The organism is Dolichospermum circinale AWQC131C, from assembly GCF_000426905.1.
GTDB lineage: Bacteria > Cyanobacteriota > Cyanobacteriia > Cyanobacteriales > Nostocaceae > Dolichospermum > Dolichospermum circinale.
In genome coordinates, this window is record NZ_KE384632.1 from 2028 (window position 1) to 2930 (window position 903).

Genomic DNA, 903 nt, shown 5'->3' on the forward strand with positions numbered 1-903 from the left:
AGAGCCATGTTTTACGTAATGTTACTCATTCCCTACCCCAGACAATAAAAAATCACATTTCCAAGGTGCAAAGGAAAAATATGTCTAACAACTCTTTCCTCCGTCAAACTGCAACAACAATTGTTTTTATTGATGCCTCCCTTTCCGACTATCACACCCTCCAAGCAGGAATTATCGAGGGCGTAAAAACAGTTATTATTTCCCAAAATAAAGACGGAATTGAGCAAATTAGCCAAATTTTACAACAATATCCCCACATCATCACCATTCACATCCTTTCCCACGGTGCGCCCGGATGCTTATATTTAGGCAATAGTCAATTAAACTTAACCAATATTCATAATTACACTCAACAATTACAACAATGGCAACCTCAGAATATTTTACTATATGGCTGTAACGTCGCGGCAGGAGACGCTGGAGCAGAATTTATTCACAAATTACATCAAATCACCAAAGCAACCATTAGCGCCTCCACCACAAAAACCGGCAATGCAGCATTAGGGGGAAATTGGCAATTAGAGGTGAATATTCCCGTTACAGAGACATTTCATGGAACATATCTACATTTGTCAGATATTGTTGCAGACACCCTCAACACCTACCAGGGAGTATTTGCACCCACATTAGTGGGCAATTATAATACTACAGGCATTGCTTATGGTGTGCAAGTAGTGGGTAACTACGCCTATGTGGCTGATTGGAGTTCAGGACTGCAAATCATCAACATCAGCAACCCAGCCGTTCCCACCCTGGTGGGTACTTATGATACTTCTAGCTATGCTCATGGTGTGCAAGTAGTAGGCAACTATGCTTATGTAGCTGATGGTTATTCAGGATTACAAATCATAGACATTAGCAACCCCACTACCCCCACCCTCAAGGGCAATTATGATACTTCTG

General features: G+C 41.4%; 1 protein-coding gene. It reads left to right on the top strand.

The features are described from left to right. Positions 1 to 80: 80 nt before the first annotated feature. A partial coding sequence (locus tag ACIR131C_RS22995; RefSeq protein WP_155963158.1) for a DUF4347 domain-containing protein occupies positions 81 to 903 on the top strand: 823 nt, incomplete at its 3' end.